Origin of the sequence: Stenotrophomonas sp. ZAC14A_NAIMI4_1 (genome assembly GCF_003086915.1) — a bacterium.
Classification (GTDB): domain Bacteria; phylum Pseudomonadota; class Gammaproteobacteria; order Xanthomonadales; family Xanthomonadaceae; genus Stenotrophomonas.
The window spans coordinates 65,481-91,135 of record NZ_CP026002.1 but is presented as its reverse complement, the minus strand read 5'-3'; the positions used below and the strand labels follow the sequence as shown (position 1 = coordinate 91,135).

Here is a 25,655-nt window from a genome sequence, read left to right as displayed (position 1 = left end):
CCGTGGACTGGCGGGGTCGGATCCCTTCGCGCAGCGAAGGGCTCTGACCCGGGTCAGTCCGGTCTAGGGGTCAGAGCCCTTCCCCATGGGAAGGGATCCGACCCCTGTTAGTCGAACAGCGCCTCGATCGCGGCCAACCCCGCCGTCGCGCGCTCCTTCTTCCGCGCCGCATCCGCCACCGGGTCCGCGCCATCGCGCTGGATCTCCTCGGCCGGAATCTCCTCGAAGAACCGGCTCGGCTTCAGCCGCACGTGCTCGCCGAACTTGCGCGTCAGCTTGCTGTAGCTCATCCACAGCTGGATCTTGGCGCGGGTGATGCCCACGTACAGCAGGCGCCGCTCTTCCTGCAGGTTGCCTTCGTCCAGGCTGATCTGGTGCGGCAGCACGCCGTCCTCGCAGCCAACGATGAAGACATAGGGGAATTCCAGGCCCTTGGACGCGTGCATCGTCATCATGCGCACCTGGTTGCCGCCCTCATCCTTGTCGCTGCGCGAGAGCAGCGCCAGCTGGCCGGCCAGATCAGCCGCGGTGGCGCCGCGCGGGCCGCCCTCGAACCACTGCGCCAGTTCTTCGATGTTGTTGGCACGGCGCTGGTAGCTGGCCTCTTCCTTGGCCTGCTGGCGCAGCTCGCTCAACAGGCCTGATTCCTTGGCGACCTTGCGGATCATGTCGCCGGACGTGATCTGCCGGGTCTGCGCGCGCAGGTCGCGCAGGATGTCGGTGAAGCGCGCCAGGCTGTTGGCCGCGCGCGGCGGCAGCTGCTGCAGCGCGCCGATCGCCTCGGCGGCATGCGCCATCGGGATGTCTTTTTCCTGCGCCAGCTCGGCCAGCTTGGCCAGCGTACCGGCGCCGACATCGCGCTTGGGCGACTGCACCGCACGCATGAACGCGGTGTCGTCGTCCGGGTTCACCAGCAGCCGCAGCCAGGCCAGCGTGTCCTTCACTTCCTGGCGTTCCAGGAACATGGTGCCGCCGGTCAGGTGGTAGGGGATGCGCAGCAGCTGCATCGCCTTTTCCAGCGGCCGCGACTGGAAGTTGCCGCGGAACAGGATGCAGAAATCACTCCACGGCACCTTGTGCGCCTGCGCCACGAAGGCGATCTCGGCAGCGACCTTTTCTGCTTCGTGTTCGCTGTTGCGGCACTCCCACACGCGGATGCGCTCGCCGTCGGCCTGGTCGCTCCACAGCTTCTTCAGGTGTTCGTGCGGGTTGTTGGCGATGAGTGCGTTGGCCGCGCGCAGCACGCGGTTGGAGCAGCGGTAGTTCTGCTCCAGCTTGATGATTTCCAGCGCCGGATAATCGCGCCCCATCTGCTGCAGGTTTTCCGGGTTGGCACCGCGCCAGGCGTAGATCGACTGGTCGTCGTCGCCCACGCAGGTGAAGTTGCCTTTCTCGCCGGCCAGCTGCTTGAGCATGCGGTACTGCGCGTCGTTGGTGTCCTGGCATTCGTCCACCAGCAGGTAGCCGATGCGTTCGCGCCAGGCCACGGCGATGTCCGGGTTCTCTTCCAGCACCTGCACCGGCAGGCGGATCAGGTCGTCGAAGTCCACCGCGTTGAACGCGGTCAGGCGCAGCTGGTAGCGCTCGTAGACGCTGGCCGCCTCCTTCTCGCGGTTGCTGCGCGCGGCGGCCATCGCCTGTTCGGGCGACAGGCCGGCGTTCTTCGCGCGCGACACCAGGTTCTTCATGTCCTCGATGTCGTCAGGCTTGGCGCCGGACATCAGATCCTTGATCTGCGCGGCGGCATCGTCGGCATCGAAGATCGAGAAGCCGCGCTTCAGGCCCACCGCCGCGTGTTCGATCTGCAGGAACTTCAGGCCCAGGGCGTGGAAGGTGCAGATGGTCACCTCGTCGGCGTCCTGCTCGCGCAGGCGCTTGGCCACGCGCTCGCGCATTTCCTTGGCCGACTTGTTGGTGAAGGTGATCGCCGCGATGCGGCGCGCGGGGTAACGCCCGCAGCCGATCAGGTGGGCGATCTTCTCGACGATCACGCGCGTCTTGCCACTGCCGGCACCGGCGAGCACCAGCAACGGGCCTTCGATGTGCAGGACGGCGGCGGCTTGGGGAGGATTGAGACCGTGCATTGGAGGGGGATTGTAGCGGTCCCGGGTGACGGCCACAGCCGTCGGCCGGTGGGGATGCTGAACGGCTTCGGCGCGCCGGGGCAGCGGCGTACAATCGGCCGATGGCCAAGCTCTATTTCTACTATTCGGCGATGAACGCCGGCAAGACCACCACCCTGCTGCAGAGCGCGCACAACTACCGCGAGCGCGGCATGCGGGTGGCGATCCTGACCCCGCGCCTGGACGACCGCGCCGGTGCCGGCGTGGTCGCCTCACGCATCGGCCTGCGCGCCGAGGGCATGGCCTTCGACCGCGACAGCGACCTGCAGCGCTGGGTGGCGCAGGACCTGGACGACAACGGCCCGATGGGCTGCGTGCTGGTGGACGAGGCACAGTTCCTGACCCGCGCGCAGGTCTGGCAGCTGAGCGAGGTGGTCGACCAGCTGCGCATCCCGGTGCTGTGCTACGGCCTGCGCACCGATTTCCGCGGCGAGCTGTTCGAGGGCAGCCAGTACCTGCTGGCCTGGGCCGACGAGATGCAGGAGATCAAGACGATCTGCCACAGCGGCAAGAAGGCGACGATGACCGTGCGCGTGGACGAGCATGGCCACGCCGTGCAGGACGGCCCGCAGGTCGAGATCGGTGGCAACGAGCGCTATGTGTCGGTGAGCCGGGCGGAATTCAAGAAAATCACCCGCGGTGAAGGCCGGATCGACCCGGCGCAGGCGCCCCTGCCGCTGTAGGCGGGCGTGACGTCCGGCCGTTTACAAGGCCGCGGTGACCGCCCTAGGCTGGGCCAACGTCACCGTTGATCGGGAAGTCCGTCATGCGCTCCGTCCTGTTGCTGCTTCCTTTGATGTTCCTGCCGGGGCTTGCCACGGCAGCCGGCCAGGCGGCTTCGCCGCAGGACGATGCGGCGCTGCTCGGCGCCGGCTTCCTGGATGGCCATCCGGACATGAAGTTCCGCCAGTGGGGAATGAATGCCCTGCAGCAGGGTGATGCCGAGGCGGCGATGGACAATTTCCGCAAGGCTGCCCGCTATGCGGACAAGCCGGCACAGGGCCTGCTCGGCGAGATGTACTGGTACGGCGTCAAGCGTGCCGCCGACCCGGTCATGGCCTACGCCTGGATGGATGTCGCCTCCGAGCGCGGCTACCCGCTGATGCTTGAGCTGCGTGACAGGTTCTGGGCCGCATTGCCGCTGGAAAAGCAGGCAGAGGCACGGGCGCAGGCACTGCGGCTGCGCGATGAGTACGGTGATGCAGCGGCCCGGCCGCGCCTGGCCGCCGAACTGCAGCGCGGCAAGCGGGCGATGACCGGCAGCCGCACCGGCTCGCTGTCCAACAACGTGGACATTGTCTACATGGACGGGGGCGTGAGCCGCACCATCAAGGCCGATCGCCTGTATGACCCCACCTATTGGGATCCCGACCGCTACCAGCGCTGGCAGGACGAAAACTGGATGAAGATCCGGCGCGGCACGGTTGACGTCGGCGTGCCCACCGTCGCACCTGCACCACCGCCGGTACCTGCACCGGCAGACACCGGCGGCAAGTAACACCGCCGGCATGGCGTGCAGGGCGGCGCCCTGCACGCCCACATGCTCCGGTTACAGCGCGGCCTCAGTACAGCGTGCGCTCCGGTGCGCCCGCCGGCGGCGGGGTGTACTGGTACAGCCAGGTTTCGGTGAGCGGCTTGCCGCCACTGCGCAGGTACAGGCGGATGTCGATCTGCTCGGTGCTGCCCTCCGGCGGCACCAGGTCGAACATCGCGCGGTAGCCGTTGATCTCGCGCAGCGGCCGCGCCGACACGATCTCCACCCGGCCGCGGCTGGCTTCCACCACCGCCTCCACTTCGCCCTTGTCGATCAGCCTGGCCAGCTCGCCGCCTTCGAAGTCCACCGCAAAGCGCCAGCTGAAGTACTCGCGCTTCTTGCCCACCACGCCGCCCAGGCCGGTGTGGGTGGCCACGCAGTGCGCCAGCGGCGTGCGTGCCGGCGGCTCGGCGCCCCAGAACAGGCGGTAGCCGACCAGCAGCTCCTGGCCCGGCTGCGGCTTTTCCTTCGGGTTCCAGAACGCCACGATGTTGTCGAAGGTTTCGTCCACGGTGGGGATCTCCACCAGCTGCACCGAACCATCGCCCCACTCGCCCTTCGGTTCCACCCACAGGCACGGGCGCTTCTCGTAGAACACGCCGTCATCCTGGTAATGGTCGAAGTTGCGGTCACGCTGCAGCAGGCCGAAGCCGCGCGGGTTGTGGTCGACGAACATGTTGAAGCGCAGGTTGCGCGGGTTCACCAGCGGTCGCCAGATCCATTCGCCGGCACCGGTCCACATCGACAGGCCATCGGTGTCGTGGATTTCCGGGCGCCAGTCCCACCCCATGCGGCGGTCGTTCTCGCCCACCTGGTACATGCTGGTGCACGGGGCGATGCCCAGGCGCTCGATCGCCTTGCGCGGGTACAGTGCACTGTCGATATCCATCAGCAGCACGTCGCCATTGGTGATGGCGAAGCGGTAGGCGCCGGCCACGCTGGGCGAATCGAGCAGGCCGTAGACCACGATCGTGTCCGAGTCGGCCGCCGGCTGTTCCAGGTAGTAGGCGATGAAATCGGGGAATTCCTCCGGCTTGCCCATGCCGGTATCGATGGCCAGCGCACGCGCGGACTGGCCGTACTGGCCTTCCTTGCCGACGGCGCGGAAATAGCTGGCGCCGAGGAAGGCGGCAAAATCGCGGTCGGTGTCCTTGCGGGTGTTCAGGCGGAACCCGGCAAAGCCCAGGTCGGCCGGCAGCTCGCCGTTCTTCAGGCCGCTCTTGCCGTAGTTGAACGCTGCACCGTCATAGGCCAGTTCCTGCGCCTTGCCGTCGACCACGTCGAACATCCGCACCGGCGAATGGAAATACAGGCCCAGGTGGAAGAACTTCGCCTGGAACTTGCCGGGCTGGTCGGCCCACAGCGCATGGTCCTGGCGGTAGCCGATGGATTGGTACTGGTCCCAGTCGAGGGCTTCCAGCGGCTTGGGCAGCACCCGCTTGTGGCTCTGGTACGGCGCCTGCGCCAGTGCGCGGGCCTGGCCCTTCAGGGTGGCGAAGTCGAACGGCTGCGGCTGGCCGAGCCGGCGCAGGCCGAGCTGGCCACTCTTCCCGGCCGCGCAGGCCGGCAGGGTCGGCAGGCCAAAGGCGGCCAGGGCCAGGGAGGCATTGCGGAGGAAGTCGCGTCGTTGCATGCAGGCGCGGAAGCAAAGGAAAGGTCGGCCATCATAGGCAGACAAACGTTAACGGGCAGCGGAGGGCTGTACGGCTGGTTCAGGCTGCGCCAGCGCGGCCAGCCGCGCGTCCAGCTCACGCAGTGCCGGGGCCTGTGCCCCGCGCTGGGCCAGCAGCAGCTGGCGCGCTTCGGCCAGCGCAGCGCGCGCGGGGCCCGGTTGCCCGGCCTGCTGCAGCGCGCTTGCCTGTGCCAGCAACGCCTGCGGCAGCAGGGCGGTGTGGTCGGGCTGGCGCCAGATCGCCACCGCCCGCGCGTAGTGCCTGGCGGCCAGGGCGGCATCCCCCCGATCGCTGGCCCATTGCCCCAGTGCGAACTCGCCCTGGCCCACTTCGCGGTGGGCCGGGCCCAACGCGGCCAGCAACTGCGCCTGGACCTGCTGCAGCTCCTGCCCTGCCTGTTCGCCCTGCCCGCGCTGCAGGGCCAGCATCGCGCGGGCGCGGCGCACCACCAGCGCCTCGGGATGGCGCGGGCCCCAGGCATCCTGTGCCGCCTGCCAGGCCAGGTCCAGTTCGCTGGCAGCGGCCTCGGTCCGGCCTTGCCGCGCCAACACTTCGCCCCGCTGGCGGTGCAGGCCGATCACCTGCGGGCTGCGGCCATCGCTCGGCTGGTCCAGCAGGCCCAACGCCTGCTGGTAACCTGCCAGCGCCGCAGGCAGGTCGCCGGCGCTGGCATCCAGCCCGGCCAGGTCGGCCAGCGATTCGGCGCGGCCAAAGCGCTGGCCGATGCCCTCGTGGCGCAGGGCGAGGGCCTGTTCGAATGACGCGCGCGCCGCCTCCGCATTGCCCAGCTGCGCCTGGCAGCGACCCAGCTGGCTGTGGAACTCGGCCACCGTCGCCGGCAGTGCGTCGGCTTCGCTGGCGGCCAATGGCTGCAGCGGTTGCAGGTGCGCCAGGCAGTCGCGGTCGCGGCCCAGCATGCGCAGCGCGCGACCCCGCTGGGTCACTGCTTCCAGCTGCAGGGCAGGCGGCACGTCGTCCACCTGCTGCAGGAGCCGGCGTTGCTGGTCCAGGGTCTGCAGGGCCAGCTGGTAGTCGCCCAGGCCGATCCGCAGGCGGCCGATCACGCCTTCCAGTTCGGCCAGCGCCAGGGGCTGGTCGGCCAGCTCTGCCTCACCGCGCTGCTGCCCGGTGGCCAGCAGCTGCGGCACGTCGAAATGGCCATGGCGCTCACTGGCCGCCTTGTCGAACAGGCTGACGGTGAAATCCTGCATCGCCTGCGCGCGGGCCATTTCCACCTGCGCCTGGCGCGCCTGCCACAACGCGATGGAGGTGGTACCGAGCAGGGCCAGCACCGCCAGCGAGGCCAGCGCCACGCCCCAGCGGTGGCGGCCGATGTACTTGTTCACCCGGTAGCCCACGCCGGGCGGCCGGGCCTGGATCGGCCGGCCCTGCAGGTAGCGTTGCAGGTCGCCGGCCAGCGCCTCGGCCGAGGCGTAGCGCTGTGCGGGATCCTTCTGCAGGGCCTTTTCCAGCAGCACGTCGAGGTCGCCGCGCAGCTGCCGGGCCTGCCGCTGCAGCGCGCGCCGGGCGGCACCCGGCTGGTCGGCCAGGCGCTGCAGCAGCGCCGAAGCGCGCGGGACCTGCACGTCCAGGATCGACCGTTCCCATTCGGCATCGCTGTGCCGGCGCAGGCGGTAGGGCTTGTGCCCGGTCACCACCTCGAACAGCACCACGCCCAGCGAGTAGACATCGGTGAGGGTGGTCACCGCCTCGCCGCGCACCTGTTCCGGCGCGGCGTAGTGCAGGGTGAACGCGCGCACCTCGGTGGGCGGGTGGGTGGCATCGGCATCGTCGTGGTCGAGCAGCGCGGCGATACCGAAATCGAGCAGCTTCACCGTGCCATCGGCGCGCACCAGGATGTTGGAGGGCTTCAGGTCGCGGTGCACCACCAGGTTGGCATGGGCATGGCTGACCACCGCGCAGACCTGCAGCATCAGCTGCAGGCGGGTTTCCAGCGGGGGCTGCAGGCGCCGGCAGTAGTCGCTGATCGGTTCGCCTTCCACGTAGTCCAGCGCCAGGTAGGGCTGGCCGTGCTGGTCCACGCCGGCATCCAGCAGCTGGGCCAGGTGCGGATGCTGCAGGCGGGCCAGGATCTGCCGCTCGCGGCCGAAGCGCTGCCGCAGCCCGGGGTCGGCCACGCCGCTGCGCAGCAGTTTCAGCGCCACCTGGCGCTGGTACAGGCCGTCGCAGCGCTCGGCCAGCCAGACTTCGCCCATGCCGCCTTCGCCCAGTGGGCCCAGCAGGCGGTAAGGGCCTACCTGGCTGCCGGCGCGCCCCGGTGGCGGTGCAGTCCACAGCGGCTGGGCCATGAACTCCTGGCTGTCGGCCTCCTGCAGCAGCAGGTGTTCCAGGTCGCGGCCCAGGGTCGGGTCATGCTCGGCCAGGCGCTGCAGGCGCAGCTTCCGCGCCTCCGGGGCCAGCTCCAGCAGCTGGTCCAGCCAGGACGACAGTTGCTGCCAGCGCGCGGCATCCATGGTCGGCCTGCGCGCCTCAGTCGCCGCGCATCGCCGCCAGCAGGAACAACCGCGCCTTCTGCCAGTCGCGGCGGATGCTGCGCTCCGAGCGCTGGCTGAGTTCGGCGATCTCCTGTTCGGACAGGCCGGCGAAGTAGCGCAGCTCGACCACCCGCGCCAGGTGCACATCGACCGCCTGCAGGCGCTCCAGGGCGACATCCAGCGCCAGCAGGTCTTCGTCCAGGCGCACGCCGCTGCTGCTGTTCTCGGGGATCTCGGCCACCCGCTTCAGGTCGCCGCCGCGCTTGCGCGCCAGCCGGTTGCGCGCGTAGTCGACCACCACGCTGCGCATGGCCGAGGCGGCATAGGCGAAGAAGTGCGCGCGATCCTCGAAGCGCGCCGCGCCGCGGCTGCCGAGCAGTTTCAGATAGGACTCGTGCACCAGCGAGGTGGCGTCCAGGGTGCGCCCCTGCTGGCCGGCCAGCTGGCGCCGGGCCATGCCGTGCAGTTCCTGGTAAAGCGTGGTCAGCACGCGGTCCAGCGCCGTGCGGTCGCCACCGCGCGCGGCATCAAGCCAGACAGTGATATCCGGTCCTTCGTCCATCGCAACCTCCCCCGCAGCGGATGCTGTGCGGACTATAACGCCGCCCGCGTCCGCTGCATGAAGATATTCAGCGCTGGCAGCGGCTGCACCACACGCTGGCGCGCTGGCCGATCATCGCGTGCTTGAGCGGGCGCCCGCACTGCGGGCACGGCAGGCCGTCGCGGCCATAGACCAGCAGCTCCTGCTCGAAGTAGCCCGGGGCACCATCGGGGCTGATGAAATCACGCAGGGTGGTGCCGCCGCGCGTGATGGCATAGCCGAGGGTGTCCTTCACTTCGCGGGCCAGCCGACGATAGCGTTCACGCGAGACCTTGCCGGCTTCACGCAGCGGGCTGATGCCGGCCTTGAACAGGCTTTCGGCAGCGTAGATGTTGCCCACCCCGACCACCACCGCCTGGTCCATCAGGAAGGTCTTCACCGGCGCGCTGCGGCCGCGGCTGCGTTCGAACAGGTAGTCGCCGTCGAAGGCGTCGTCCAGCGGCTCCGGGCCCAGCCCCTGCAGCAGCGGGTGGACCTCGCCGGCCGGCTGCCAGAGCAGGCTGCCGAAGCGCCGTGGGTCGTTGAAGCGCAACAGGCGGCCATTGTCCAGGCTGATATCCACATGGTCGTGCGCGCGCAGCGGCGTGTCACCGGGCAGCACGCGCAGGCTGCCGGACATGCCCAGGTGCAGCACCGCGCTGCCCACGGCGGTGTCGAGCAGCAGGTACTTCGCCCGCCGGCGCACCGCCTCGATGCGCTGCCCCGGCAACAGATCGGCCACCTCCGGCGGAATCGGCCAGCGCAGGCCGGCGCGGCGCAGGATCACCCCGTGGACGCGGCGGCCCTCCAGGTGCGGCGCCAGGCCGCGGCGGGTGGTTTCTACTTCGGGCAGTTCAGGCATGGGCTGATTCTACGCCCGCACGACACGCGATCCGTCACCAACCGGTAGCGCCGGGCCGTGCCCGGCGGCAGGCTTCCCGTCCACACCCCTGCGCTCGCCGGGCATGGCCCGGCGCTACCGCGACGTCAGCGCGGCGGCGCCGACAGTTCGCGAGCATCCAGGTAACCATCGCCATTGGCGTCCTGCTTGTGGAAGCGCTGCACGATCACCTGGCGCTGCTGCTCGCGGGTGATCGGCCTGCCCTTGCCACCGGGCAGTTCATCGGCGGTCAGCACACCGTCGCCGTTGCGGTCCATGTGGTCGAAGGCATACAGCATCCACTGCACGTATTCGGTTTCGCTGACCTTGCCATCGCCATCGCTGTCCATGCGCTGCAAGTAGGTGGCGGTGTCACTGACCTGCGCTGCCGCAGCCAGCGGCAGCAGGCACAGCAGCGGAACCAGCAGCTGCCTCATGCGCGCACCAGGGTGTAGCCCTTCAACCGGGCGGCGTACGCCTGCAGCGCAGCGATGCCGCTTTCCTCGGCCTCGTGGCACCACGCCTGCAGGTGGCGCAGGCGCTCGGCGGCATCGTGGCCACGGGCTTCCAGCAGCGCGGCAAGGCGCGCGCGGTATTCCACCAGGGTGCGGATGCGCGGGCGCTGCGCGACCCACGCGCTGAGCTGTGCGCGGCTGTCCGGCTGCAGCCAGCGGCCATCGTTGACCAGGCCACGGCGCAGGCGGCGCGGCAACAGGCGGCGCAGCTTCGCCCCGGCCTGCGTGGCTTCCTCGCGCAGGGCCGGCATGAACACGTTGCGCTGGTAATCGGTCATCGCCTGGAAGCGGTGCGAGAGCAGCGCCTTCAGGGTCTCGGCATCGGGCACGGCGATGTTCGGGCGCACGTCCATGGCCGGTGCAACGCGCAGCACCTTGGCCAGGCGCAGCGCCTGCAGCAGGCGGATCGCGCTCCAGCCGATGTCGAACTCCCAGCGCCGCATGGCAAAGCGCGCCGAGCTGGGGAAGGCATGGTGGTTGTTGTGCAGTTCCTCGCCACCAATCCAGAACGCCCACGGCGTGAGGTTGGTGGAGGTGTCGGCCGACTCGTAGTTGCGGTAGCCCCACCAGTGGCCCAGGCCGTTGACCACGCCTGCGGCCCAGAACGGGATCCACGCCATCTGGATCGCCCACAGGGCCACGCCGGGCAGGCCGAACAGCACGCTGTTGATGGCCAGCAGCAGGACCGGGCCGAGGGTGGCGCGCGGGGTGTAAAGGTGGCGCTCGATGGCATCGTCCGGGGTGCCACGGCCGTACTGTTCGATGTCCGCACGCATGCCGCGGGCCTCGCGGTAGAGCTCCACGCCGTGCCAGAAGACCTTGCCGATGCCGCGGGTGACCGGGCTGTGCGGGTCGTCCTCGGTTTCCACCTTGGCGTGGTGCTTGCGGTGGATGGCCACCCACTCACGGGTGATCATCGAGGTGGTCAGCCACAGCCAGAAGCGGAACACATGCGCGACGGCCGGATGGAAATCGACCCCGCGATGCGCCTGGCTGCGGTGCAGGTACAGCGTGACCGAGAAGATGGTGAGCTGGGTGAATACCAGCAGCACCGCCAGCATGGCCCAGCCACCCAGGCCGAGCACGCCACCGGTGAGCAGGGAGATCAGGGCATCGGGCATGGCGGCACTCCAGATCGACGCGGGGATGGCAGACATGATGGGCGCTTAAGTTGCAAACTGCACCCTCGCGACGGTCGTCGTGCACCGTCATAAAGTGGCACTGTTCACAGTTGGGGACCTGAGTTGTCGAGCCTTGATCCGCGCACCCGCGCCATTACCACTGCCCCGTCCGCTGCGGAGCTGCCGCCGCTGATCGAACTGGACCACGCCAGCGTGGTCCGCGGCCAGGTGAAGGTCCTGCACGGGCTCAGCCTGCGCATCGCGCAGGGCCAGCACACCGCGCTGCTGGGCCCGAACGGCTGCGGCAAATCGACGTTCATCAAGCTGATCACCCGCGAGCTGTACCCGCTGGCCCAGGCAGACGGCCGGGTGGCGGTGAAGGTCCTGGGGCAGAACCGCTGGCAGGTCGATCGCCTGCGTTCGCAGCTGGGCATCGTCACCGGCGACCTCAGCAGCAACCTGTCCGACATGCCCGGGCTGACCGTGGAACAGGCGGTGCTGTCCGGCTTCTTCGCCAGCTACGTGGTGCCGGCGTTCCGCGAGGTGACGGCGGACATGCGGGCACGGGTGGGCGAGACGCTGGCGATGACCGGCGCACTGGCCCTGCGCGAGCGCGCCTATGCCGAACTGTCGGCCGGCGAGACCCGCCGGGTGCTGATCGCCCGCGCCCTGGTCAACCGGCCGCAGGCGCTGCTGCTGGATGAGCCCTCCACCGGTCTGGACCTGGTGGCGCGCCAGCAGCTGGTGGCGACCATGCGCGTGCTGGCCCAGCAGGGCATCACCCTGGTGCTGGTCACCCACCATATCGAGGAAGTGATTCCCGAGATCGAACGCGTGGTGCTGCTGCGCGACGGCCGCGTGCTGGCCGACGGCACCCGCGATGAACTGCTGCGCGACGAACCGCTGTCCGCAGTATTCGGCGGGGCGATCAGCGTGGTGGAACAGAATGGGGTCTTGACCGCGTACGCGGGGTAGCGCGTCGGGACGGCGGGACGGCGGTAGAGTCGACTGTTAGTCGACTATCGCGCGCAGCGCGGGGTTCTCGCGGTCTGTTGGAAGGGCAGTCGACTAACAGTCGACTCTACCCCGCGGTCATGTCATGCAGGTGCAGCGGGCCAGGATATCCGGCCCGCCACCTTCTCCTCAGAACCGCAATGCCAGCGCGCGTGATTCGATCGGCGCCATCCGGCTCTGGTCCTGCAGCTGCAGGTCACGCAGTTCATACGGCGCGCCGAAGCCGGGCGGCAGTGCGGCCTGGTCGAACGGCAGCACCAGCGCGCCACGTCCAGCGCCCTCGAACCATGCGGCCGCGTGCGCCTGCGCCACCGGCTTCAACTGGCCGTCGGCGCCGGTGGCGTACAGCGTGCCGCGCGCCTCGTAGCGACCCACGGCGGCCACCTGCAGCGGCAGGCTGACCTGGCGGCTGGCCGCATCGGGCGTGGCCTGGCCGCTGAAGCGTGCGGTCGGCTGCGCCACCGCGAAGGCCACCTTGCCATCGCGCAGCACGCCATCGGCCTGGGCGAACACCTGCAGCTCCCACAAGCCCTGCACCGTGCTGGCCTCGGCCGGAATGCGCACCTGCGCGCGCAGGCTGCCATCGGTGGTGCGCAGCAGGCGCTGCGGCCAGCTGCGGCCATCCGGTGCCACCAGCAATGCTTCACCGCCGAGGCTGCTGCGGCGCGTGGCCAGCTTCGCGGCACTGGGGCCGTCTTCCAGCAGGCGTGCCTGCAGCTGCACGCTGCCACCGGCCAGCACCTGCGCCTGGCTGGCCTGCACCTCCAGCCGCACCGGGCTGTTGGGTTCCAGCACCTGCACCACGTAGCGGCCCTGCGCCTGCGCGCTCTGCAACCGGTACGTGCCCACCGCGCTGCTGGCGCCAGTGCGCAGCATGCTGCTGCCATCGGCCAATGGCATGCCTGCAGCCTGCAGCTGCCGCGCATCGACACTGCGCGCCACGCTGCTGCGACCGGCCGCATCGCGTACCTGCAGTGCCTCGGCAGGCAGCGCGCGTGCACCGGTAACCGGGCTGAGCTGGATCACGGCATCCGGTGCGGTCAGCGGCAGGTCTAGGCCGCGTTGCAGTTCGGCGGCGTCGACCTGCTGCCAGTAGCTGCGGCTGACGGCAGCGTACGCGCCCGGTGCCTGCAGCGGCTGCGCCGGGTCCAGCGCCCAGGCGAAGGCCAGCGGCACGCGCTCGCTGTCATCGGCCGGCAGCGGCGCGGCCACCAGTGACGCGGGCACCTGGTCACCGGCAGCGGCGGCACGCAGCGCCTGCGCGGCATGGGCCGGCACGGCGGCAAGTGCAGCCAGCATTGCCGCGGCCAGCAGGGTTGATTGGATCTTCATGGTCATCTCCCTCACTGGGTCAGGTCGTTGCGCAGGATCGTGCCCAGGCCGAAGCACTCGCGACGGCTCTGGTTGTGGCTCAGCGGCTCGGCGCCCTGGGTACGCGCCTTGTCGGTGAACCACAGCGTGCCGGCCGCCTTCTGGCTGCTGCACTCCAGGAAACCGTCCGAGCAGGACGACAGCCAGTTCTGGGTGAATTCCAGGCCGACGTTGGCCGGGTAACCGCCGCAGTAGCTGTTGCTGTCCCACACCGCCGATTCGACATCGCTGCCAACCACCGCGCGGAACGGCCTGGGCAGTGCCGGGCGCCCCGCCGTGCCGTACAGGTTCTGCGCGTTGTAGGTCGCCATGTGGCCCACCTGCTGCATGCGTACCGCATCGTTCTTGTAGCCCAGCAGCCAGCCCAGCGAGGTTTCGAAGGTGTTGCCATTGAGCACCGCGTCGGCCAGCGGCGTGCCGGCCGAGGACGGCGCCAGTGCGGTCACCTTGCGCAGGGTGCTGATGATCTTCGGGTAGCGGCTGTCGTAGGTGGGGTTGGACAGGATCCAGCGCACCACGTTGCCGCCGTTGGAATGGGTGATGACCACCAGCTGGGTGATGCCACGGCTGTCGATGAAGCCGGTCAGCTGTTCGGCCAGGCAGCCTGCGGCTTCCGGCTTCCACATGTACTGGGTGAAATCGCAGTTGATGACCACGTAGTTGCTGCTGTTCGGCAGGCCCTGGCGCACGGTGTCGATGATGGCCGGCTGCCAGTAGTCCTGGGTGGCGTTGGTCTGCGCGCCGGTGCCGTGCACGAAGGCCACGCCATACACGTCGGCGGACCAGGCCGGGGCGCTGGCCAGGCCCAGCAGCAGGGCCAGGGCGGTACTTCCTGTTGCGGTGCTGCGCATCGCATCTCTCCCTCGTCAGCGGATCCCCCCGGCCCGGCTGTGGGCCGATGCTGGCGGCGAACGCGCGTGAAAGTCCGTGCGCTGCGCCCGTATTCGGGAGATTGGCGACGATGGATGCCGTTGTTGCAGAATCGTGACCCCGGCGCGCCACCATGCCGGGTCTGGCCGTATGACCGATGGACGCTGCGGGCGGCGGGAGGGGCTGCGATCATGGCCGCTGTGTTTCCTGTCTCGAGCCTGCCCATGTCTTTGCCTGCCCTCCCCGCCCGCCCCCTGCTCGGCCTGGCCATCGCCCTGTCGCTGGCCGGTTGCGCGTCCACCGCCCCCGCGCCCACTGCGGTGGAAGCCACCATCACCACCAAGGCGGTGGGTTACCTGGACAAGACGGCCGTGCCGGCCAGCATCGCCCTGGTGCCGGCGCCGCCGGCGGCCGGTTCGGCCGGTTTCGCGCTGGACGAACAGGTCAGCCGCGAAGCCCGCGCCCTGCGTGGCACGCCGCGCTTTGCCCAGGCCACCAGCGACGCCGAACTCGGCTTCCCGGCCGGCGCCAACCAGTTCTCCTGCGCGGCCGACATCGACGTGGACGCGGTGAAGACCCCGGCCCTGTACCGCCTGCTGGAACGCAGCCGCATCGATGCCAGCGCGGCCACCAAGGCGGCCAAGAACCAGTACCAGCGCCCGCGCCCGTTCATGGTCAACGGCGAGCCGACCTGCACGCCGGACGATGAAGCCGGCCTGCGCAGGAACGGCTCCTACCCGTCCGGCCACACCTCCATCGGCTGGGCCTGGGCGCTGATCCTTTCGGAGATCGCCCCCGACCGCGCCGATGCCATCCAGGCGCGCGGCCGCAACTACGGCGAGAGCCGCCTGGTGTGCAACGTGCACTGGCAGAGCGACATCCTCGAAGGCCGCTTCATGGGCGCTGCCGCCGTGGCTCGCCTGCATGACAACGCGGCGTTCAACAAGGATCTGCTGGCGGCGCGCAAGGAGATCGCCGATGCGCGCAAGGCCGGCCTGCATTCCAGCCGCGACTGCGCGGCCGAGGAAGCGGTGCTGAAGATGCGGCCGCAGAGCGCGCTGTAAGGTCACGCAGATCCCCATGGGGTCAGAGCCCTTTCCTGCGGAAAGGGATCCGACCCCAGCAGGGTCAATGGGGCCGCAGAAAGCAGAAGGGCCGGCATTGCGCCGGCCCTTCTTCATTGCATCACGCCATCAACCGCCTCAGAACTTCGCGGTGAACTCGACGCCGAACGTGCGCGGCTCGTTGAGGAAGCCGGTCAGGTTGTTGAAGTCGATCGCGCCGACCACGCGGGTCTGGTTGGTCAGGTTGCGGCCGAACACGGCCACGTCGTACTGGCCGTAATCCCAGTTGTAGCCCACGCGCAGGCCACCTTCCAGCGAGCTGCGGCTGCGGAACTCCGGCGACTCGTACAGGAAGAAGTTGACCGCACTCTTGTACGCCCAGTCGGTGTACACGTAGACCTCGCTGGCATCGTTCACCGGGAAGCCGGCACGCAGGGTCAGGTTGTGGATCCACTTCGGCGCCTGCGGCAGCGGGTTGCCGTTGACCAGCGCGTAGGTGCCGCCGTTGATGACGGTGGTCGGGTCGGTGATGGTGCAGCCACCGCCACAGATCGCCACGGCCAGGTCACGGTCCTTGATCTCGGTGTCGTTGTAGCTGCTGCCCAGGGTCATCAGCACGTGGTCGGTCAGGTACGCCTCGAAGTCCAGCTCGAAGCCCTGGCCGATGGTCTTGTCGGCGTTGAGCAGGGTAGCGGTGTTGTTGCTGCCACCCACGGCGATCAGCTGCTGGCCATCGACGTTGTAGCGGAACACGTTGAAGCCCAGGCGTGCGCGACGGTCGAACAGGTCGGCCTTGATACCGGCTTCGTACGAGATCACCTTCTCCGAATCGGCCTGGGTGACGCCGCCGAAGGCCAGGCGGCCTTGGATCGACGGTGCACGGAAGCCCTTGGCCACGCGCGCATAGGCGTTGATGTTGTCAGTGATCTGGTAGACGCCGCTCAGGTCCCAGCTGACGTCGTCGACATCGCTGTTGGCCAGGTACGGGCCGCTGACCGGCGTGCCGCCCGGCACGGCCTGCAGCACGCTGGCGGTGAAGTCCTTCTTGTCCTGGGTGTAACGCACGCCGGCACGCAGCTTGAAGCGGTCGGTCACGTCCAGGTCGCCCGAGGCGAACGCGGCCCAGGCCTTGTTGCGCTGGCTCTGCACGGCGTGGCCGGTCTGCGGGTTGCCCGGGGTCAGCGAGTCGTAGTTGAAGCTGTCGATGGTGACGTCTTCATCGAAGTAGAAGACGCCGGCCTGCCAGTCGAAGCGGCCCCACTCGTTGGATTCGACGCGGAATTCCTGCGTCCACTGGCGGTGGTGCGGCAGGCCGTCGGCCGATTCGGACGGGAACGGAATCAGGCCCGGGCCGGAGTTGCCGGCACCCAGGAACGCCGCGCCGTAGCCGCCGTCGACGTCGCCGTGGTTCAGCGATTCGGCGGTTTCATAGCCGGTGATCGAGTGCAGGGTAACGCGGCCCAGGTCCCACTTGAGGCGTGCGCTGCCGCCCCAGGTTTCCAGGTTGGAGAAGTTCAGGCCATCGGTGGAGACCTTGTCGCGGTCGAAGTTCTCGACCAGCGCGTTGCTGCCCTTCTGGATGATGTTGGCGCGGAACAGGCGGGCGGTGCCGTTGAGCTTGCGCTTGTGCAGGTTGAACAGCGCTTCGACGTCGTCACCTTCGTACAGGAACTGCACGCGGCCAGCGGCCTCGTCATAGCCCTCGAAGCCCGAGCTGGGCGCGGTGGTGATGGTGTTGTCGACGTAGTTCTCGCGGCGCTGGTACAGCGCCGACACGCGCGCCGACCAGCGGCTGGTCAGCGGGCCGCCGTAGGCACCCTGCACGTTCCAGGTGTCATACGTGCCGTAGGACATCTTCACGTAGCCATCGGCGTCCTGCGACGGACGGGCCGAATCGAACTTCACCACGCCTGCCGGGGTGTTGCGGCCGAACAGCGTGCCCTGCGGGCCACGCAGCACTTCCACGCCGGCCAGGTCGAACAGCGGGAAGCCCTTCAGCAGCGGGCTTTCCTGCACCACGTCGTCATACACCAGCGAGACCGGCTGCGAGGCATTGAGATCGAAGTCTGTGTTGCCCAGGCCGCGGATGTAGAAGCGCGGGAAGGCACGGCCGTAGGACGATTCGATGTTCAGGCTGGGCACGCGCGCGGAAAGGAAGCGGATGTCATCGCCGGCGGAGCCGAGCACATCGAGCTTCTCGCCCTGGATCGCGGTGATCGCGACCGGCACGTCCTTGGCGTTCTCGACGCGGCGCTGTGCGGTGACCTGCAGGGCGTCGAGGGCAACCGGATCCTTGGCAGCGGGGGTTTCCTGGGCGGCTGCTACCAGCGGCAGCAGGGCGGAAAGAGCGGCAACGAGGGGACGCGCGACCGGAAATCGGCCACGGGAAGTGCGGGTCGGAGACATGGCGGTAGGCTGTGTTTGGAGGGGTGGTAAAACGGCGCTACCAGATAATTGTTGCAATACAGCACCTGCGCCGCAAATGCCGATCGTTCATGGCCCCTGCCCGCAGCGCCCCCGGCAGGCCGCTAGACTCGCGCTTTCCCCTTGCAACAGAGCTGCTGCGATGACCCAGTGGTACTTCCACGCCGCCGGCCAGGCCGAGCGCATCGGCCCGCTCGACGAGCACGCTGCACGCCAATTTGCGCAGGCCAACCCGGGTGCGCTGGCCTGGTGCCAGGGCATGAGCGGGTGGACAGCCGTGTCCGAACTGGCCGCATTGCACGCGGGCCCGGCAGCGCCTGCCGCCGCCGCACCGCCGGTGCTGCCCGCCGCAACGCCCACCGCCACGCAGGCAGCCAGCAGCAGCGGCGGCCACGGCGATCCCATCGATTTCCGCATCGTCGGCCATGAAATGCAGTTCGTGGAGATCGGCCTGGACCCGGGCGAAAGCGCGATCGCCGAAGCGGGCGCACTGATGTTCAAGGAATCGACGGTGCAGATGGACACCGTGTTCGGCGACGGCTCGCAGGCCGGCAGCGGCTTCATGGACAAGGTGATGGCTGCGGGCCGCCGCGTGGTGACCGGCGAAAGCCTGTTCGCCACCGTCTACACCCAGACCGGCACGGGCCGCGGCAAGGTCGCCTTCGCCGCGCCCTACCCCGGCACGGTGCTGCCGATGAAGCTGGACCAGCACGGCGGGCGCCTGATCTGCCAGAAGGACAGCTTCCTGGCCGGCGCGCGCGGCGTGCGCATCGGCGTGCAGTTCCAGCGCAAGATCATGACCGGCCTGTTCGGTGGCGAGGGCTTCGTCATGCAGAAGCTGGAAGGCGACGGCTGGGTCTTCATCCATGCCGGTGGCTGCGTGATCGAGCGCGAGCTGGCCGCCGGTGAACGCCTGGACGTGGATACCGGCTGCGTGGTGGCCTACCACGCGTCGGTGGAGATGGACGTGCGCCGGGTCAGCGGCATCAAGAGCATGCTGTTCGGCGGCGAGGGCGTGTTCCTGGCCACGCTGACTGGGCCGGGCAAGGTCTGGCTGCAGTCGCTGCCGTTCTCGCGGCTGGCCGGGCGCATGTGGATGGCCGCGCCGCAGGGCGGCGGGCAGAGCCGCGGCGAAGGCTCGATCCTGGGCGGGCTGGGCCGCGCACTGGGCGGCGACAACCGCTTCTGATCGCACGGGTAGTGCCGGCCGCTGGCCGGCATTTCCACGAGCTTGCCGGCCAGCGGCCGGCACTACCCACGGATTTTGCACCTTCGGTATGCTGGCGCCCTTTCCTGAATCCGGCGCCCTGAGCGCATTGCCGATGAGCCTGTTCCGCCCCCGCGTGCTGCTGTCCGTCGCCCTGCTCGGCCTGTTGGCCGGTTGTGGTGGCGAGGAGGTCCGCCCCACTCCGCCGCCGCAGCCGATCCTGGTACCGCAGGCCAAGCCGGTGAAGATCGGCATCGCTCTCGGTGGCGGTGCAGCCAAGGGCTTTGCCCACATCGGCGTGATCAAGATGCTGGAAGCCAACGGCTTCGAACCGGTGGTGGTGTCGGGCACCAGCGCCGGCAGCGTGGTCGGCGCGCTGTATGCCAGCGGCATGGACGCGTTCCAGATGCAGAGCAAGGCCGTGGCGCTGGATGAAGCCAGCATCCGCGACGTGCGCCTGTTCTCCGGCGGCCTGGTGCAGGGCCAGAAGCTGCAGGACTACGTCAACGAGCAGGTGGCCAACCGGCCGGCCGAGAAGCTGAAGAAGCCGTTCGCCGCCGTCGCCACCCAGCTGGAAACCGGCGAGCGCGCGATCTTCGTGCGCGGCAACGTCGGCCAGGCCGTGCGCGCGTCCAGCAGCATTCCCGGCGTGTTCGAGCCGGTGAAGATCGGTGGCCGCAACTACATCGACGGCGGCGTGGTCAGCCCGGTGCCGGTGGATGCCGCGCGCCAGCTCGGTGCCGAGTTCGTCATCGCCGTGGATATCTCCAGCAAGGCCAGCGGCAAGGCACCGACCGGCATGCTGGGCATCGTCAACCAGTCGATCTCGATCATGGGCCAGCGCCTGGGCGAGCAGGAACTGGCACGCGCCGACATCGTCATCCGGCCGAAGGTGCTGGACATCGGTGCCGCCGATTTCAGCCAGCGTGGCACTGCCATCCTCGAAGGCGAGAAAGCCGCGATGGCGGCGATGCCGCAGATCCGCGCGAAGATCCAGCAGATGCAGAAGGCGCGCGCGGCGGCATTGGCACCGGCTGCACCGGTCGTGCCGAAGTGTGATGAGCCCTCGCGCCTGGGCAGGATGATGGGCCGCAAGGAAAAGTGCTGAGTGTTCTGCCGCGTCGCTGCTGAGCGGCGCGGCATCCCGCGCTAGCGCACGGGCCGGTAACCGCTGGCCTGCTGCCGATCGCGCCGGCGTGCCTGGCGCGCCTGTTCCTGCAGCGCCGCGGTGTGCTGCAGCTGTTCCATGCCATCGGCGGGCACGTGCAGCTGGCGGCGCGCACGGGTCAGCGCCAGGTAGACCGCGCGCACCGGGTTGTGCCAGATGCGCCCGCCCTGCCCTGCGCTGAAACAGCCGGGCGACAGCGAGACAACGTCGAACTGCAGGTTCTTCGCGTGCTCGGCCAGGCACAGCACCACGCGTGCATCGGCGGGCGTGTCCTGGTCGTCCAGCGCCTGCAGCAGTGACTGCACGCGGTCGGCGGAGGCGAACAGGTCCGCCCATGCGCCCTGCCCGTCGCCGGCCTGCGTAGACAGGAAACGCTCCTGCATCTGGTTCGACCCGCTATCGCGGCGGCGCCAGGCATCCAGTGGCCCCTGCAACGCGCTGCGCAGCGCGCGCAACGAGGCCGGGTGCAGGTAGGGCCGCAGCCCCTGCGCCTGCAGCTGTGCGGCGTCCAGGGCCAGATCGGCGGCATTGCCATGGATGCGCAGGCCCGTGCGTGGCACCTGCGACCAGTCGCGGTAATGCAGCACACCCGTGGCGCGGTCAGCGGCACCCACAAACGGACCGCTGTCCGGGCCCAGGCCATCCAGCGCCAGCGCCTGATTGACCAGGCCATCGACCTGGTTGCCTTGGCGCACCGACTGGTGCATTTCCAGCACCTTCGATGCGGCCCAGCGCGGCACCGTGCCGGACAGGCACTGGTGCGGGTCGCCCAGGCTGACCACACCGGGGGCGTGGCCGGCCAGCAGCTGCTTCCACGACGGGCTCAGGTCATGCGCCTCGTCCACCAGCAGCATGCCCATGTCCTGCGGCGGGGTGACGCCGCGCAGCGCCAGCCACTTGCCGATATGGGCCGGGCTCAGGCTCAGCAGCGTGCCGCGCTGCAGCTCGGCATCGAACATGCTGCGCCAGACATGCTCGGCCGCCGCCAGGTAGGGCGCCACGTCGAGCATGGCGGCCGGCACCGAGCGGTCGAAATGCTGGAACGCCATGCGCGGTGCGGACGACGCGCACCAGCGGTTGATGGCCTCGAAGGCGGTCAGCAGCACCTGTTCCGGGCTGCGCCCACCGATACCCTGCAGGCCGATGCGGCCGGCGATCTCGCGCGGGGTGCGGGTGCTGCGCCGGTAGCTGGCGACGAAGCCGCCGGTCTGGCCATTGCGCGCGGCGTGCTGGGCCACGCGGTTGGCGAATTCGATCTGGGTCAGCAGGCGCACGGCCGTGCTGGCCGGCACGCGGGCGCGGAACGCTTCAACCTGGCCGCGCGACGGCGCAATGTAGGTATAGCGGCCCGGCCGCGCATCCATCAGCGCCAGCACCAGGTGGCCCTTGCCGGTACCGGCGTAGCCATCGAGGTCGATCAGTTCATCGGGATTGGCCGCGATGGCACGCAGCACGCGGGCCTGTTCGGACGTGTACAGGCCATGGTGTTCGACCGCGCGCGAATCGCTGGCAACGGCTTCGTCCTGGTCGTCGTCCTCATCGTCGCTGGCGAACGCGGCCGGGAAGCGGATCTCATGTTCGGCCAGGGTTTCCTGGCAGGCCTGCTGCAGGGCCAGGCCCGGGTACTCGCTGGGCGACTGCGCGATGAAGTCCTGCAGGATCTCCGCCGGTGCCAGCAGCACGCCATGGGCGGCCAGCGCGGCCAGCCAGGCGTCCAGCTCCGGCTGGCCACCGCCACCCGTACCGGTCAACTGCGTGGCGGCGGTTTCGCTGGTGGCGAACAGCGCACAGGCCTCGTGCAGCAGGCGCTCGATCTCGGCTGGCGCATGCAGGCGCGCGCGGCACAGCTGCGCGGCCATCAGCCCGGCCTGTTCCAGCGCGGTCTGCGGCGGCGTGCCATGGGCGATGTAGCGCGCCAGCGACTTGCGCTGCAGCGGCAGGAAGGTGGTGGTAAGCACCGGGTGCTGGAGTTCGGACATGCCTGGAACCGGAAAGGAACGCTGCGCCGCGCGCAGGGCGGTGATGCTCGGCTACCCGCCCGGCGCCGTCAAATCGCCGCGGCCGGTTTACTCCAGCTGCGACAGCGGCAGCGCCTGGAAGCCCTTCACCGTGCGCAGCACGAAGCTGGAATTGGCATCGGCCACGCCGCCGGCGTTGAGCAGCCGGTCCAGCAGGAAGCGCGAGAAGTGCTCCAGGTCGCGCACGTAGACGTGCAGCAGGTAATCCATGTCGCCGGTCAGGGCGTGGCAGGCCACCACTTCATCCCAGCCCTGCACGCTGTCCACAAAGTGGCCGATGGCGGCCTGGTCGTGCTTTTCCAGCTGCACGCGGACGAAGGCCTGCAGGCCCAGGCGCAGCTGGCGCGGTTCCAGGCGCGCGCCGTAGCCGACGATCACCCCTTCGCTTTCCAGCCGCTGCAGGCGCCGCAGGCAGGCCGACGGCGACAGGTTCACCCGCGTCGCCAACTCTGCGTTGGTGGCGCGACCATCACGCTGGATCTCGGCCAACAGGCGTATATCCGTGCGATCGAACTGGACTTCTCCGGCCATTGCTGCCCCGCAACACGGTGAGTACGCAAGGATATTGCGCCACGAGGCCCATTACGCGCAACTTTTGCAACCCTGTTGCGCGCGCCCTGCCCTAGCATCACCGATATCCCTTCAAGGAGTGCCCCATGGACCTCGCCCAGCCCCGCCGCGTCGAACACCAGCAGACCGACAAGGGCTACGTGCCGGTGTACACCACCGCGCTCGTCGAGCAGCCGTGGGACACCTATACCGCCGACGACCACGCCACCTGGAGCACGCTGTACCAGCGCCAGCGCGAGCTGCTGGTGGGCCGCGCCTGCCAGGAATTCCTCGACGCGCAGGACGAGATGGGCATGAACGCGCACATGATCCCGCGCTTCGACCAGCTCAACGAAGTGCTCGGCGCGGCCACCGGCTGGACCCTGGTGGGCGTGGAAGGCCTGCTGCCGGAACTGGATTTCTTCGACCACCTCGCCAACCGCCGTTTCCCGGTGACCTGGTGGATCCGCCGCCCGGACCAGATCGACTACATCGCCGAACCTGACCTGTTCCACGACCTGTTCGGCCACGTGCCGCTGCTGATGAACCCGGTGTTCGCCGACTACATGGAGGCCTACGGCCGCGGCGGCGTCAAAGCCCACGCGATCGGCCCGGATGCGCTGCAGAACCTGACGCGCCTGTACTGGTACACGGTGGAATTTGGCCTGATCGACACGCCCGACGGCCTGCGCATCTACGGTGCCGGCATCGTGTCCTCGAAGGGTGAATCGCTGTACTCGCTGGAATCGGCCGCGCCCAACCGCATCGGCTTCGACCTGCAGCGGATCATGCGCACGAAGTACCGCATCGACACCTTCCAGAAGACCTACTTCGTCATCGACAGCTTCGAGCAGCTGATGCAGGCGACCTCGCCGGACTTCACCCCGATCTACGCCTCGCTGGCCGACCAGGCGCACCTGCCCGCCGGTGACGTGCAGGCCGATGACCGCGTGTTCCAGGCGGGTACCGGTGAGGGTTGGGCGGACGGCGGGGACGTGTGAGGCGAGGGCTCAGCGCAGACGCTCAGGAAGTGCCGTTGGGAGCTGATTGAGCCGTTGCAGGACCGCGTGCGCGTGATAGGTGCGCCCCCAACGGCGATCATTGCCGGGGACGAGGATGCCTTGTGCCTCAAGCGCGTAGATCCCTGTCAGGGCCGAGCGATCAGAGACCCCCAGCAATGCAGCCACCTGGCCTGCCGTCACCACCGGGTGGCCAATCAACAGGGGCGGAAGCCTGCGCGCCACCGAGTCGCGACGATAGCCTTGAAGTTCAGTCTCCCACGCTGCAGTGAGCCGTGACATGTCATCGGCGATGGAAATCGCATCGTGCGCAGACTCCACCACGGCCTGGCACAGCATGTCCATCCATGGCCCCCACTCACCGCGAAGCTGCACCTGGTTGAGGGCGTCGTAGTAGGCGCTTTTGTTGCGCAACAAGGCACCTGACAGATAAAGCGGCGGGTGCTGTTCTGCGGCGAGGATCAAGGGCAGCAACAGCCTGCCCGTACGTCCGTTGCCGTCCTTGTAAGGATGGATGGTTTCAAACTGTGCGTGGGCAATGGCGAGCTGCGCAATGATGTTGAGTTCGAACTGCTCTTCATCGGCGGGCTCGTACTTCAACATGGCACGCTCGAGTTCACGCATCGCCGCGTCGATGCGATCGGGCGGCGAAGGGACGAAACGAGCATCTTCCGATCGTCCACCCAAAGGACCAATGATGGCCTGCTCCTGGCGGTAGCACCCCTTGGGAAAGTCTTCGGCAGCGTCCTGCATCAGGACCGCATGCAATTGGTTCACCAGCGTGAGATCGAGTGCATGGCGTCCGCGCGCCCGCACGGCATCCAGGCCCAGCTGCAGTGCCTGGACGTAGCGCTCGGTCACCACGACATCGGCGGGCAGACCGTCCAGGCCGAGCGTGGCCTCAAACACCAGCAGTTCGTCCAGGTTGGTCTGGGTACCCTCGATCTGGGAGCTCTGGACGGCTTCGCGCCTCGCGAGCGTCCGGGTCACCATGTCAGGGGCAGGCCATTGCTGCATTGCCTGATCCAGACGGCCCAGCGATGCATTTGCAGCGATGAGGCGCTGCCGGGAGCCCGTATGTCCTTCAGGCAACCGGCGAGGCGTCGGAGGGGGCGTCATGGCCAGCAGATTGGGGCGGCCATCCACGGGAACGAGGTAGGCCTGCAAAGGCCCTGCAATGTCTGCCCGACGCATCGGAAATCTCCAGTGGGATCGCCCCCTATCCTTCAAAAGCCTCCCATGTTTTTGAAGTTTATGCAAATAAACTTCAAAAGTGTCGGGGTATTTTGAAGTTTCCGGGCAGGCGGGCCGCGCCGCTATCCTGCACGGCATGTCTGACGTATTTGCTTCGCTGCGCGTAACCGACGTCGCCTTCAACGACGACTTCATCCTGCTGACCCTGGCCGATGGCCGCCGCACCCGCCAGCCACTGCGCTGGGCGCCCGCGCTGTTCGAAGCCACGGCCGAACAGCGCGCGCACTGGGTCGCCACCGCCGATGGCCTGGGCGTGAACTGGCCCGCACTGCTGCCGCCGCGCGAGACAGGCGTGGTCGATATCCCCAACCAGGTGTGGGATGACCGCTACGAGGCCGCGCTGGCGCGCCTGAAGGCGGCCGCATGGGCGCTGGATGCGCTGTCCGATGAAGACCAGCAGCTGGTGGCGCTCTGGCGCATGGAAGCGGACATCAACAACGGCGGCTTCATGCAGTTCCTGTGCAACTGGGGCGACCCGACCTGCCAGCTGGCGCTGCGCGCGCTGCAGGCGATGGGCGCGGTGCAGACCCACGCGATCCTGGCCGGCATGCGCGGCCTGCTGGACCGGCTGGAGGACGACCCGGCGATCACGCAGCTGCACGACCTGTACGGCGCGATGACCGAGGAGGAGCAGGCCGCCCTGCACGCCTTCGACGAAGCGTATTTCGAGCGGGCGGAAGACCTGGCGCGGTTGGGGCTGAAGCACTTCGGGCCGGAGCCGGTAGAGTCGAGCTTGCTCGACTGACGCGTTGCCAGGATAAGAAGCAGTCGAGCAA

General features: G+C 68.7%; 21 protein-coding genes. 8 read left to right on the top strand and 13 right to left on the bottom strand.

Annotation, left to right across the window (positions count from 1 at the left end; all coding sequences use genetic code 11):
• Positions 1 to 107: 107 nt before the first annotated feature.
• The gene (locus C1926_RS00360) at positions 108 to 2,084 is read right to left on the bottom strand and encodes a UvrD-helicase domain-containing protein (protein WP_108757883.1); all 1,977 of its coding nucleotides are present in this window, start codon (positions 2,082 to 2,084) and stop codon (positions 108 to 110) included.
• A gap of 101 nt (positions 2,085 to 2,185) precedes the next feature.
• Between C1926_RS00360 and C1926_RS00355 the strand changes: the two genes are divergently transcribed.
• Positions 2,186 to 2,806, top strand: coding sequence for a thymidine kinase (locus C1926_RS00355; RefSeq protein ID WP_079224565.1), 621 nt, complete (start codon positions 2,186 to 2,188; stop codon positions 2,804 to 2,806).
• Between the two features lie 83 nt (positions 2,807 to 2,889).
• Positions 2,890 to 3,621: a sel1 repeat family protein gene (locus C1926_RS00350; protein WP_108757882.1), complete on the top strand. Its 732-nt coding sequence runs from the start codon at positions 2,890 to 2,892 to the stop codon at positions 3,619 to 3,621.
• Between the two features lie 64 nt (positions 3,622 to 3,685).
• Here the strand turns inward: C1926_RS00350 and C1926_RS00345 are convergent, their stop codons facing one another.
• The 6 genes from C1926_RS00345 to C1926_RS00320 all read right to left on the bottom strand — a co-directional run bounded on the left by C1926_RS00345 (position 3,686) and on the right by C1926_RS00320 (position 10,921).
• Positions 3,686 to 5,290, bottom strand: coding sequence for a glucan biosynthesis protein D (locus tag C1926_RS00345; protein WP_079224561.1), 1,605 nt, complete (start codon positions 5,288 to 5,290; stop codon positions 3,686 to 3,688).
• Positions 5,291 to 5,338: 48 nt separating this feature from the next.
• Positions 5,339 to 7,804 carry a serine/threonine-protein kinase gene (locus tag C1926_RS00340; protein ID WP_108757881.1) on the bottom strand — a complete coding sequence of 822 codons (2,466 nt, stop codon included), beginning with the start codon at positions 7,802 to 7,804 and terminating at the stop codon, positions 5,339 to 5,341.
• Between the two features lie 16 nt (positions 7,805 to 7,820).
• The gene (locus C1926_RS00335) at positions 7,821 to 8,387 is read right to left on the bottom strand and encodes an ECF-type sigma factor (protein ID WP_079224557.1); all 567 of its coding nucleotides are present in this window, start codon (positions 8,385 to 8,387) and stop codon (positions 7,821 to 7,823) included.
• 67 nt (positions 8,388 to 8,454) lie between these two features.
• Positions 8,455 to 9,267, bottom strand: coding sequence for a bifunctional DNA-formamidopyrimidine glycosylase/DNA-(apurinic or apyrimidinic site) lyase (mutM, locus tag C1926_RS00330; protein ID WP_108757880.1), 813 nt, complete (start codon positions 9,265 to 9,267; stop codon positions 8,455 to 8,457).
• Between the two features lie 125 nt (positions 9,268 to 9,392).
• Positions 9,393 to 9,722 carry an EF-hand domain-containing protein gene (locus tag C1926_RS00325; RefSeq protein ID WP_108745616.1) on the bottom strand — a complete coding sequence of 110 codons (330 nt, stop codon included), beginning with the start codon at positions 9,720 to 9,722 and terminating at the stop codon, positions 9,393 to 9,395.
• Entirely contained in the window at positions 9,719 to 10,921 is a 1,203-nt protein-coding gene (locus tag C1926_RS00320; RefSeq protein ID WP_108757879.1) for a fatty acid desaturase, read from the bottom strand. Before C1926_RS00320 ends, C1926_RS00325 begins: the two co-directional genes overlap by 4 nt.
• Positions 10,922 to 11,074: 153 nt before the next feature.
• Here C1926_RS00320 and C1926_RS00315 point away from each other — a divergent pair, with 153 nt between their 5' ends.
• Entirely contained in the window at positions 11,075 to 11,896 is an 822-nt protein-coding gene (locus C1926_RS00315) for an ATP-binding cassette domain-containing protein (protein WP_174208711.1), read from the top strand.
• Between the two features lie 168 nt (positions 11,897 to 12,064).
• Here the strand turns inward: C1926_RS00315 and C1926_RS00310 are convergent, their stop codons facing one another.
• On the bottom strand, positions 12,065 to 13,267 hold the full coding sequence (locus tag C1926_RS00310; RefSeq protein ID WP_108760593.1) for a DUF4785 domain-containing protein: 1,203 nt from the start codon (positions 13,265 to 13,267) through the stop codon (positions 12,065 to 12,067).
• A gap of 11 nt (positions 13,268 to 13,278) precedes the next feature.
• Entirely contained in the window at positions 13,279 to 14,157 is an 879-nt protein-coding gene (locus tag C1926_RS00305) for a hypothetical protein (protein ID WP_108757878.1), read from the bottom strand.
• Positions 14,158 to 14,400: 243 nt separating this feature from the next.
• Here C1926_RS00305 and C1926_RS00300 point away from each other — a divergent pair, with 243 nt between their 5' ends.
• Entirely contained in the window at positions 14,401 to 15,240 is an 840-nt protein-coding gene (locus C1926_RS00300; protein ID WP_108757877.1) for a phosphatase PAP2 family protein, read from the top strand.
• 138 nt (positions 15,241 to 15,378) lie between these two features.
• Here C1926_RS00300 and C1926_RS00295 read toward each other — a convergent pair whose 3' ends face one another.
• The gene (locus tag C1926_RS00295; protein WP_079224549.1) at positions 15,379 to 17,646 is read right to left on the bottom strand and encodes a TonB-dependent receptor; all 2,268 of its coding nucleotides are present in this window, start codon (positions 17,644 to 17,646) and stop codon (positions 15,379 to 15,381) included.
• A gap of 160 nt (positions 17,647 to 17,806) precedes the next feature.
• Here C1926_RS00295 and C1926_RS00290 point away from each other — a divergent pair, with 160 nt between their 5' ends.
• Entirely contained in the window at positions 17,807 to 18,853 is a 1,047-nt protein-coding gene (locus C1926_RS00290) for a TIGR00266 family protein (RefSeq protein ID WP_108757876.1), read from the top strand.
• Between the two features lie 133 nt (positions 18,854 to 18,986).
• Complete coding sequence (locus C1926_RS00285) at positions 18,987 to 19,979, top strand: patatin-like phospholipase family protein (protein WP_108757875.1); 993 nt, start codon at positions 18,987 to 18,989, stop codon at positions 19,977 to 19,979.
• A gap of 41 nt (positions 19,980 to 20,020) precedes the next feature.
• Here C1926_RS00285 and C1926_RS00280 read toward each other — a convergent pair whose 3' ends face one another.
• Together C1926_RS00280 and C1926_RS00275 are read right to left on the bottom strand one after the other, a co-directional pair.
• Positions 20,021 to 22,018 (bottom strand): hypothetical protein, encoded by a 1,998-nt coding sequence (locus C1926_RS00280; RefSeq protein ID WP_108757874.1) that lies wholly within the window; start codon positions 22,016 to 22,018, stop codon positions 20,021 to 20,023.
• A gap of 87 nt (positions 22,019 to 22,105) precedes the next feature.
• On the bottom strand, positions 22,106 to 22,588 hold the full coding sequence (locus C1926_RS00275) for an Lrp/AsnC family transcriptional regulator (RefSeq protein ID WP_079224542.1): 483 nt from the start codon (positions 22,586 to 22,588) through the stop codon (positions 22,106 to 22,108).
• A gap of 125 nt (positions 22,589 to 22,713) precedes the next feature.
• Between C1926_RS00275 and phhA the strand changes: the two genes are divergently transcribed.
• A complete protein-coding gene (gene phhA / locus C1926_RS00270) occupies positions 22,714 to 23,607 on the top strand; it encodes a phenylalanine 4-monooxygenase (protein ID WP_079224541.1) in 894 nt (297 codons plus the stop codon).
• Positions 23,608 to 23,616: 9 nt separating this feature from the next.
• On the opposite strand, the gene C1926_RS21385 is transcribed toward phhA, so the two are convergent.
• On the bottom strand, positions 23,617 to 24,819 hold the full coding sequence (locus C1926_RS21385; RefSeq protein ID WP_159095011.1) for a Fic/DOC family N-terminal domain-containing protein: 1,203 nt from the start codon (positions 24,817 to 24,819) through the stop codon (positions 23,617 to 23,619).
• A 136-nt stretch (positions 24,820 to 24,955) separates the two neighbouring features.
• Here C1926_RS21385 and C1926_RS00255 point away from each other — a divergent pair, with 136 nt between their 5' ends.
• On the top strand, positions 24,956 to 25,624 hold the full coding sequence (locus C1926_RS00255) for a DUF4375 domain-containing protein (protein ID WP_108757873.1): 669 nt from the start codon (positions 24,956 to 24,958) through the stop codon (positions 25,622 to 25,624).
• Positions 25,625 to 25,655: the final 31 nt, after the last annotated feature.

Excerpts from the sequence above, each read along its gene's own strand:
- C1926_RS00360 (WP_108757883.1), bottom strand. The coding sequence starts at position 2,084 with ATGCACGGTCTCAATCCTCCCCAAGCCGCCGCCGTCCTGCACATCGAA.
- C1926_RS00355 (WP_079224565.1), top strand. The coding sequence starts at position 2,186 with ATGGCCAAGCTCTATTTCTACTATTCGGCGATGAACGCCGGCAAGACC.
- C1926_RS00350 (WP_108757882.1), top strand. The coding sequence starts at position 2,890 with ATGCGCTCCGTCCTGTTGCTGCTTCCTTTGATGTTCCTGCCGGGGCTT.
- C1926_RS00345 (WP_079224561.1), bottom strand. The coding sequence starts at position 5,290 with ATGCAACGACGCGACTTCCTCCGCAATGCCTCCCTGGCCCTGGCCGCC.
- C1926_RS00340 (WP_108757881.1), bottom strand. The coding sequence starts at position 7,804 with ATGGATGCCGCGCGCTGGCAGCAACTGTCGTCCTGGCTGGACCAGCTG.
- C1926_RS00335 (WP_079224557.1), bottom strand. The coding sequence starts at position 8,387 with ATGGACGAAGGACCGGATATCACTGTCTGGCTTGATGCCGCGCGCGGT.
- mutM (WP_108757880.1), bottom strand. The coding sequence starts at position 9,267 with ATGCCTGAACTGCCCGAAGTAGAAACCACCCGCCGCGGCCTGGCGCCG.
- C1926_RS00325 (WP_108745616.1), bottom strand. The coding sequence starts at position 9,722 with ATGAGGCAGCTGCTGGTTCCGCTGCTGTGCCTGCTGCCGCTGGCTGCG.
- C1926_RS00320 (WP_108757879.1), bottom strand. The coding sequence starts at position 10,921 with ATGCCCGATGCCCTGATCTCCCTGCTCACCGGTGGCGTGCTCGGCCTG.
- C1926_RS00310 (WP_108760593.1), bottom strand. The coding sequence starts at position 13,267 with ATGAAGATCCAATCAACCCTGCTGGCCGCGGCAATGCTGGCTGCACTT.
- C1926_RS00305 (WP_108757878.1), bottom strand. The coding sequence starts at position 14,157 with ATGCGCAGCACCGCAACAGGAAGTACCGCCCTGGCCCTGCTGCTGGGC.
- C1926_RS00300 (WP_108757877.1), top strand. The coding sequence starts at position 14,401 with ATGTCTTTGCCTGCCCTCCCCGCCCGCCCCCTGCTCGGCCTGGCCATC.
- C1926_RS00295 (WP_079224549.1), bottom strand. The coding sequence starts at position 17,646 with ATGTCTCCGACCCGCACTTCCCGTGGCCGATTTCCGGTCGCGCGTCCC.
- C1926_RS00290 (WP_108757876.1), top strand. The coding sequence starts at position 17,807 with ATGACCCAGTGGTACTTCCACGCCGCCGGCCAGGCCGAGCGCATCGGC.
- C1926_RS00285 (WP_108757875.1), top strand. The coding sequence starts at position 18,987 with ATGAGCCTGTTCCGCCCCCGCGTGCTGCTGTCCGTCGCCCTGCTCGGC.
- C1926_RS00280 (WP_108757874.1), bottom strand. The coding sequence starts at position 22,018 with ATGTCCGAACTCCAGCACCCGGTGCTTACCACCACCTTCCTGCCGCTG.
- C1926_RS00275 (WP_079224542.1), bottom strand. The coding sequence starts at position 22,588 with ATGGCCGGAGAAGTCCAGTTCGATCGCACGGATATACGCCTGTTGGCC.
- phhA (WP_079224541.1), top strand. The coding sequence starts at position 22,714 with ATGGACCTCGCCCAGCCCCGCCGCGTCGAACACCAGCAGACCGACAAG.
- C1926_RS21385 (WP_159095011.1), bottom strand. The coding sequence starts at position 24,819 with ATGCGTCGGGCAGACATTGCAGGGCCTTTGCAGGCCTACCTCGTTCCC.
- C1926_RS00255 (WP_108757873.1), top strand. The coding sequence starts at position 24,956 with ATGTCTGACGTATTTGCTTCGCTGCGCGTAACCGACGTCGCCTTCAAC.